This is a genomic window from Stenomitos frigidus ULC18 (assembly GCF_003003795.1).
Taxonomy (GTDB): Bacteria; Cyanobacteriota; Cyanobacteriia; order Leptolyngbyales; family Leptolyngbyaceae; genus Stenomitos; species Stenomitos frigidus_A.
Window position 1 is genome coordinate 120,166 of record NZ_PVWK01000158.1, and the last position, 7,745, is coordinate 127,910.

The 7,745-nt window shown below is 49.6% G+C and carries 7 protein-coding genes and 1 pseudogene; 4 read left to right on the forward strand and 4 right to left on the reverse strand.

What is annotated here, in order from left to right; all coding sequences use genetic code 11:
- Nucleotides 1–148 precede the first annotated feature (148 nt).
- From C7B82_RS29600 to C7B82_RS29615, 4 genes are all read right to left on the reverse strand, one after another.
- Nucleotides 149–640, reverse strand: coding sequence for an ABA4-like family protein (locus C7B82_RS29600; protein ID WP_106260770.1), 492 nt, complete (start codon nucleotides 638–640; stop codon nucleotides 149–151).
- 126 nt (nucleotides 641–766) lie between these two features.
- Complete coding sequence (locus C7B82_RS29605; RefSeq protein ID WP_106260771.1) at nucleotides 767–1,519, reverse strand: phycobilisome rod-core linker polypeptide; 753 nt, start codon at nucleotides 1,517–1,519, stop codon at nucleotides 767–769.
- 186 nt (nucleotides 1,520–1,705) lie between these two features.
- Complete coding sequence (locus C7B82_RS29610) at nucleotides 1,706–2,335, reverse strand: hypothetical protein (RefSeq protein ID WP_245940158.1); 630 nt, start codon at nucleotides 2,333–2,335, stop codon at nucleotides 1,706–1,708.
- Nucleotides 2,325–2,948, reverse strand: a complete 624-nt coding sequence (locus C7B82_RS29615; protein ID WP_339375277.1) for a phycobiliprotein lyase — start codon at nucleotides 2,946–2,948, stop codon at nucleotides 2,325–2,327. The genes C7B82_RS29610 and C7B82_RS29615 overlap by 11 nt, the downstream gene beginning before the upstream one ends.
- A 214-nt stretch (nucleotides 2,949–3,162) precedes the next feature.
- Between C7B82_RS29615 and C7B82_RS29620 the strand changes: the two genes are divergently transcribed.
- The 4 genes and pseudogenes from C7B82_RS29620 to C7B82_RS29635 all read left to right on the forward strand — a co-directional run.
- Complete coding sequence (locus C7B82_RS29620; RefSeq protein ID WP_219904762.1) at nucleotides 3,163–5,046, forward strand: ATP-binding protein; 1,884 nt, start codon at nucleotides 3,163–3,165, stop codon at nucleotides 5,044–5,046.
- A gap of 20 nt (nucleotides 5,047–5,066) precedes the next feature.
- Nucleotides 5,067–5,453 carry a response regulator gene (locus C7B82_RS29625; RefSeq protein ID WP_106260775.1) on the forward strand — a complete coding sequence of 129 codons (387 nt, stop codon included), beginning with the start codon at nucleotides 5,067–5,069 and terminating at the stop codon, nucleotides 5,451–5,453.
- Nucleotides 5,450–6,958, forward strand: a complete 1,509-nt coding sequence (locus C7B82_RS29630; RefSeq protein ID WP_106260777.1) for a response regulator — start codon at nucleotides 5,450–5,452, stop codon at nucleotides 6,956–6,958. Before C7B82_RS29625 ends, C7B82_RS29630 begins: the two co-directional genes overlap by 4 nt.
- A gap of 598 nt (nucleotides 6,959–7,556) precedes the next feature.
- A pseudogene (locus C7B82_RS29635) lies at nucleotides 7,557–7,745 on the forward strand (phycocyanin subunit beta); the annotation flags it as partial.

The window sequence follows — 7,745 nt, forward strand, 5'->3', positions numbered from 1 at the left end:
CGCGACCTTTGCGGCAGACTTGCTAAACGATTGCGTCTCATCATGCTCCTAGTCTCCTTCGGACAGTATCCAGTCTTAGATTGGCGCGTCAGAACGAGAGACGGCTTCCCCCATGTGGATGAGCAGAACGAGAAGAGACGATGAATCGTTAGGCCTCCGTTTCTGGTCTTGGGCTCAGCATCACTTCTGTAGCAGAAGCATCGGTGGTATCGATCGTCACTGATGACGGCTTCGGCGTCAACCAAGTGGTCAGGATGTGTGATAGTAACCCGATCGGTCCAGCAAACAAACAAAGAAGCAGTGAATGCACTGTCCAGACGCCGGTGCGCTGCCCTTCCCAGTAGATCCAGCGACCGACGAACAGATCCATCACCAAAAAATGTGCCCATCCAGTAGCAGCAGCGCGTTCATCGCTAAAAAAGCGGGCAATATCAGCTAGTTTTGGGTTTGACAATGCCTGAGCTGTTTCAGCATTTAACGTCCCAGAGATGAAGTAAAGGTACAACGCGGCTAGAGCAACAAACGGCAAATAAGACGCCATCAGCTGCTTTGTGAGCGTCCACCTTGGCAAGAAGATCATCAGCGCCCAGAAGGGTAGAACAAAAAGATTGGCACCGTCAAAGAGTTGGGCGATCGTCATAACGAGTGGGTATCGGTTAGAAAAAAATTGAGGCTTGACAAGCAGAGCCGTGAACCAACTCTCCTTCCCAAGCCTCCGGGGCTTTAGAGTTCTATGAACTCATCGAATTGCATGAAGCCAGCTTCATTAGCGGCGACGAGGAACCAACTTTTCGTAGTCAACGTTGGTTGCTGAGAGACGTTGCGGTAGATTCACTTTGGGACTGATTGCTCGTGCCATCTCCAGGAACAAAGCTGGATTGCCTGCTGTTGGCTTCTTCTCAGTCGGTTTGTAGCCTCGAACAGCGGTTTGCCACACAAATTGTGGGAAGCCAAGCTTGGCGCGATGGTATTCGTCGTAGCGGGGAGATTTGATGTTAAACGGCAGTTCACCTTCAGTACGACCGGGTAGGACCCGACGGCGCTGATAGGGAACAATGCTATAGCCAAAGGCTTCCAAATACTCTTCGCTGTTCAGCAGGTCGTCGATAAAGCCTGCTGAACCTTTAGTCGCAACAACAATCGACCAGGCAATTTTTTCCCGTTCGCTGTAAACATCGCGACCCAGCACACGCTGTACCGTTTGCTCAACATACCGATAGTTGCTGTTGAGGTCGTAAAAACTACGCTTGTAGGTGTCGGATAATAACAGACCGCGAATAAAGTCGCGCACCGTGATCTGCCCACTCCGGAGTTGGGACTCCAAAAAACGCTCCCGATCGGCCGCGAACGCATGGAAGAAAATCTGACGGTAGGCTGCTTCAATCAACGTATCCAGGTCAGTAGAAGAAAGCACATTGTCAGTGGAATAGACCCGGGGCTGCTCATCACCAGGGACTTCAAAACCAGCGAGTCGCTGGTTTTGACTAGAGGGACTATAGTCGAGAAGAGGAATTGCCACGCCTACAAAAGCTCCCTTTTCTTACAAAAGCTTACAAATATATTCGTCATCATACGGGAGAACAGAACCATTATTCGATTTGGTTTGATAAAAGTTAGCAAAGCTCACGTTGGGACGACTTACCCTCACTTAAAGGCGCATAAAAAGGGTGCCATTATTCACTACCTAGAGGCCCAAATAGACTGCTCAAATCGCATCTGCGTGGGATTCATCTGGTGTCTGCGTCAGACCAACACGCAAGCGCCAGTCGTCTCCTTTTCCGCGCCAGAATGCCAATGGGTCTTTGGTAGAACGGTAGTCAGGATAAGACGGTAGGTTAGCGGCTTGATCGGGTGGGGGTACAATGCCTAAGCCAAGGCAGAGATGCGTCAGCGATCGGGCAAAGGCATCGTGATGACCAGGAGAACCTGCATGGGCGTGAGCATATTCATGACTCACGAGCAACAACCAGTCTTTGGGTGCCAGGCGCCCAACATCAATCAAAATCGTCATGGGCTTAGTTTTCAGGTTGCACAAGCCATCTAACCCAAATGATTGAGCCAGCGGTGCGGCAAAAATCTGGATAGCAGGCTGCTCCCACGGGTGAAAACAGGCATGGCAAGCCAGAAGGCACTCATTCAGTGCGCTGTTTACTGCCTCAATGTGATGACCAACCCAAACACAGATAGGACGGCGCTGCTCCATGTCATGCACCACATCCACCATGTCCGGGACTAACGCCAAACTGCGAACGCCATACAAATAATCCAACCCTCTGGTAAACGGATCGGTACTGGTCGTAACGTGCACGTCACGAGCCAAACCGTTACCAGCCAAAGAAAGAAAAGGGTTTCGTGGCTTCACTGCCGGGTTGAACCTGATCGGAAGGCAAGCTGGAGCGGTCAGTGCCATCGACGCTAGAGGCGTCGTCGACAGTTGACTCAACGCGAAATTCAGTACAGAAGGTCGCTGTGCTGAAGCCGCCAAACCGCTTCACGGTGCTAGTCCGCAACCGCAGGCTAGGGTTAGCGAACCAAAAGCGCTCAGTGGAGCTCATTGTTTCATATTCGGTCGTCAACACCAACCCATTGTCATCGTCGATGTGATATTGCCCAATCACGGGGACGATTTCAGCATAGCCACGTTCGCGCAGGAGCTTGCCTTGTTGTGGTTGATCGGCATCGGGAACGAGCACAAAGACAGTAGAGCCAGCATGGTTTTCTTCGTTTCGATCCCATCCCATAGAGCCTTGCCAGGAAACAAACGCACCCCCGATCGCCAAACTGGGGTCAACGTCATGGAGTTCGCAGATCTCCAGCACTTTCGGGTCACCAACCGCCAGCACTTCGATGTGAATTTCAGATTCACCCATTTCAGCGCGTTTGAAGGCAAGGTGATGGGTGGTGCGTTGCGATCGCCACTGCCCCGTGCTTAATTCAAAAAATTCCATTGCATCCATAAAGCGAGCCAATTCCTAATCATTGAGCCGTGTGGGTGTGCCGCAACCTATGGAAATCGACGTTTATCAGCTGGGTACCCTTGACACGTCCTATTATAAAACTCAGTCGCTACCGATCACGCAGCATTGGGGAGATCTCTGGTCAATAATAGGGAAGGGGTCAAACGCACCGCTTAAGATTCTTTTGCAAGATGGGATTTGTTTGATGTCTAAGCGCTCATCGTCTCAGCGATCGCCCCAGCACCGTAAGCACAAAACCCAGACAACGCCGACGCCCTTACAACAGCCGTCACAGGATCAGTCGCAGCTGTCACAGAATCGGTTGCAACAGTCGCCAGAAAATGAGCTGTGGCGGCAGCGGCAGTGGGTAAAACTGTTTTCAGAAGTGACGTTCAAGATTCGACAGTCGTTGCAGTTGAAGGAAATTCTGCGGGCTACGGTGACGGAAGTGCAGCGCCTCTTACACGCTGATCGAGTTCTGATCTATCAAGTTCTACCCGACGGCAGCGGTAAAACCATTAGTGAAGCCGTTTTGCCAGCCTATCCCGCCATTTTAGATTTGGAATTCCCGGAGGAAGCCTTTCCGCAAGAGTACCAGCAGCTTTATGCCATGGGGCGGGTACGTGCCATCGCTGATGTTCACGACCCGACGGCGGGTTTAAGCGATTGCCTCATCGCCTTCATCGACCAACTTCAGATTAAAGCCAAGCTGATTGTGCCGATTCTGCAAAACCTGAATGCCCATACACACAGCCAACCCATTGCTCAGAACCAACTTTGGGGGCTGTTAATCGTCCATCATTGCGATCGCCCGCATCAGTGGATGGAATTTGAACTAGAGCTCATGCAGCAACTGGCTGATCAAATCAGCATTGCTTTAGCGCAGGCGCAATTATTAGAACATTTAGAAGAAGTTGTTGCAGTGCGCACGGCTGAACTTAAAGATCTCAACCATAATCTGCAACAGGAAATCAACGATCGGATGCAGGCAGAAGCGGCGCTGAGAAAAAGCGAAGAGCAATTGCGTTTAATCACCAATGCGCTACCCGTGCTGATTGCCTATGTGGACGATCGACAACAGTACCGTTTTAATAATCAAGCCTATTGTGATTGGTTGGGGCGATCGCCCGGAGAGATTTACCAAAGCCATCTTCAGGCGGTTTGGGGAGAAGACTGCTACCAGCGGATGCAACCGCACGTGGAGGCAGCCCTCTCTGGGCAGATCGTCACCTACGAGAATGAAATCGCACTAAAGGATCATAGTTGTCGCCCTGTTAGCGTGACTTATATTCCCCATTTCAACGAGCACAGTACCGTCATCGGTTTTTTTGCCCTAGCAAGTGACATTAGCGATCACAAAGCCATTGAGCGCATGAAAGATGAGTTTATCGCTGTCGTTAGTCATGAATTGCGCACGCCCCTCACGTCACTCCATAGTGCACTCAAAATTCTGACGACAGGGCAATTGGGAGTCCTTTCAGCCGATGGACAGCAACTGTTAGAAATTGCGGATGAGAATGCAGAACGCTTAGTGCATCTCGTCAATAATGTTTTAGATTTGCAGCGGATTGAAGCGGGCGAAGTCAAAATGGAGAAACAAGCCTGTGATGCTGCTGCCTTAATGATGCAGGCCACTGATGCGATGCAACTCATGGCGCAACAACACCGCATCAAATTGGTGGTTCAACCTGTAGCCATTCAGCTTTGGGTGGATGCAGACTACATCGTGCAAGCGCTCACTAATTTGCTCAGCAATGCGATTAAGTTCTCACCGCCCGGAGGCACAGTCTGGCTAGCCGTTGCCGTACAATCCTCTAAAGCCCAAGGCTTTAAAGCAACGCCTTGTGAAGCACATGCTTCTGAAGCCTTATTTCAGGTGCGCGATGAAGGACAAGGTATTCCGTTTGACAAGCTAGAGCGTATTTTTGAACGCTTTCATCAAGTTGACTCCTCAGATTCGCGCAAAAAAGGCGGCACTGGGTTAGGGCTTGCGATTTGCCGTGAAATTATCGAACAGCATGACGGCAAAATTTGGGCAGAAAGCCGCATGAGTCAAGGCAGCACCTTTTTCTTTACCTTACCCCTTTGAACCACTGAGATACGCTAACTATGGGATCGAAACGGGTTTTAATTATTGATGATGAAGAAACGATTCAAACAGTTGTGCAATTTGGCATTCGCATGACGGCTGGGTGGGACGTGCTGTCTGCCAGTTCAGGGGCTCAAGGGATCCAAACAGCTCAGGCTGAAGCGCCAGATGTGATTTTGCTCGATGTCATGATGCCCGATATGGACGGCATTGCTACGTTAAAAGCGCTCCAATCTCACCCTGGAACAGAGCAGATTCCAGTGATTTTTTTAACTGCTAAAGCACAAACCTCAGAAAAATATCAATTTAATCGCTTGGGTGTGAGTGGCGTTATTACGAAACCATTCAATTCACTAGATTTACCAGAGCAGATTGCCAAAATTCTCGATTGGTCATTAGGGCGATGAAAATCTTACTAGTCGATGATGATGAGTCACTCAGCAAAATTGTCACCAAGAGCCTCGCCAGCCATCACTACGTTGTTGATACGGTCAAAGATGGTGAGATGGGTTGGACCTATGGCTCATCGTTTGACTATGACTTAATCGTGCTGGATATTATGTTGCCTAAGCTAGATGGGATTAGCCTCTGCAAACGCTTTCGAGCAGAAGGCTACACCACACCTATTCTGTTGCTCACGGCTAAAGATACTAGTACGGCTAAAGTGAATGGATTCGATGCAGGTGCGGATGACTATGTCGTGAAGCCGTTTGATGTTACAGAACTGAGTGCCCGGATTCGGGCTTTACTCCGACGCAGCCGCAACAATCCTCTCCCCTTGTTGAGCTGGGGTGATTTACTCTTAAACTCCAGCACGTGCGCCGTGACCTACAATGGGCAGCCTCTCACACTCACGACAAAGGAATATGAGTTACTAGAACTGCTGCTACAAGATAGTCAGCATGTCTTCAGTACGGATGAAATTCTGGGTCGGCTCTGGTCATCAGATGAATTTCTGTCAGAGGCGACTGTCCGCTCCCATATTCGGCGGGTGCGTCACAAACTCCTTTTAGCCGGTGCTCCCTCAGATTTCATTGCAACGGTACATGGACGAGGATATTACCTGAAAGCCCGTGAGGGTGCTGGCGATCGCCTCCCTTTAGAGACCGTTGCCCCTCGATCGAAGGGCTCCGACAACCTACAAGCCCAGTACATAGCCTTTCTCAATGAAACATGGGTCGCCGACAAACCGAAAATCCTTACCCAGATGACCGTCTTTACCCAAGCGATCGCAGGGCTACAACTGGGTTCGCTCGATGCCCAATTATATGAACAGGCTCAACAAACAGCTCATAAATTAGCAGGCACTCTGGGCACCTTTGGGCTACATCACGCCATGACGTTAGCGCGTCAACTCGAACAGGTACTCGGCAGCCAAGACCGCTGGCAATCTCATCACGCCGTATCAATCAAAGCGCTGGTGCAGATACTCCAGCAGGAAATACAGCACACAGACTCGATTCAGAGCCTGCAACTGGGAACCGATCAAGCGCTGAACGCCCCACCGATACTCTGTCAGACAGAGGCAGAAACAAAGGTCATGGTCGTCGATGATGATCAAACCTGGTTGCGATCGCTGCCACAGTTGCTCAGTCCCTGGGGCTTTAAGCTCACGACTTTAGCAGACACTCAGCAGTTTTGGACGGTGCTACAAGCGGTGATGCCTCACGTACTGGTCTTAGATGTCAATATGCCAGAGACGAATGGCTTTGAGCTTTGTCAGGCGTTGCGGAGTGATCCGCATTGGCAGCGACTACCCATCTTATTTCTGAGCGTGTTGAACGATCGAGTCACTCAAAATCAAGCCTTTACTGTCGGTGCCGATGACTATTTATGTAAGCCTATCGTCGGTATTGATCTAGCCAATCGGATTCTCAATCGTCTCCAGCGCATTAGGGCTTGTACAGCCTAACGGCTCTTGAGTTTTGCGATCAAGCGACACGCGATCGCACACATAGTTTCGCTGACGGACACATAGTTACTACACACAGAGGTTGTGCCAGAGAGCGATCGACTCTCAGAAATTTCGTTTCTTATGTTACAGATTTCAACCGAATGTAAAGATAAGTTAAAACGAAATCATTTTTGCTCAGCTTTCAAAAGTACCTCCAGGCAGAGGTTTCACCTTTTTTTAGGGTTTAAATTCTGATACTTTTCCCTCTATTCTGAGAATTGCACAAATCTTGCACAATTAGGTTGCTTTAATCAAACTGTTCAAAAGCAGATGAACCTTCGGCTAGCGAAGCTAAGGGTTTAGGAATCTCAAGTTTATCGAAAGACATTTAAATGCTTCAGACGATAGACGTTGGGAATCTAGTTGCTAAAGGTATTGACTGCATTCATTGAGCCGTGTTGGACGTTGCTCTGAGCTAGTGGTTTTGGAATACACGTTCTTTGCCAAATGGGGTTTTACTCGTTGGGCTCAGTTTCACCGTCAATCTTTACGGCTCCATATCGAAGCAAACAGGTTTTGAACACTTTATTTCGTCCTCTATCAGGAGATACTTGGAATGCTAGACGCTTTTACTAAAGTGGTTTCCCAGGCCGATACACGCGGTGATTACGTGAGTGATGCGCAGATTGATGCGTTGAAAGCAATGGTATCGGATGGTACCAAGCGCCTGGATACGGTGAATCGGATCACGAGCAACTCCTCCACGATTGTGGCGAATGCAGCACGGGCGTTGTTTGCGGAACAG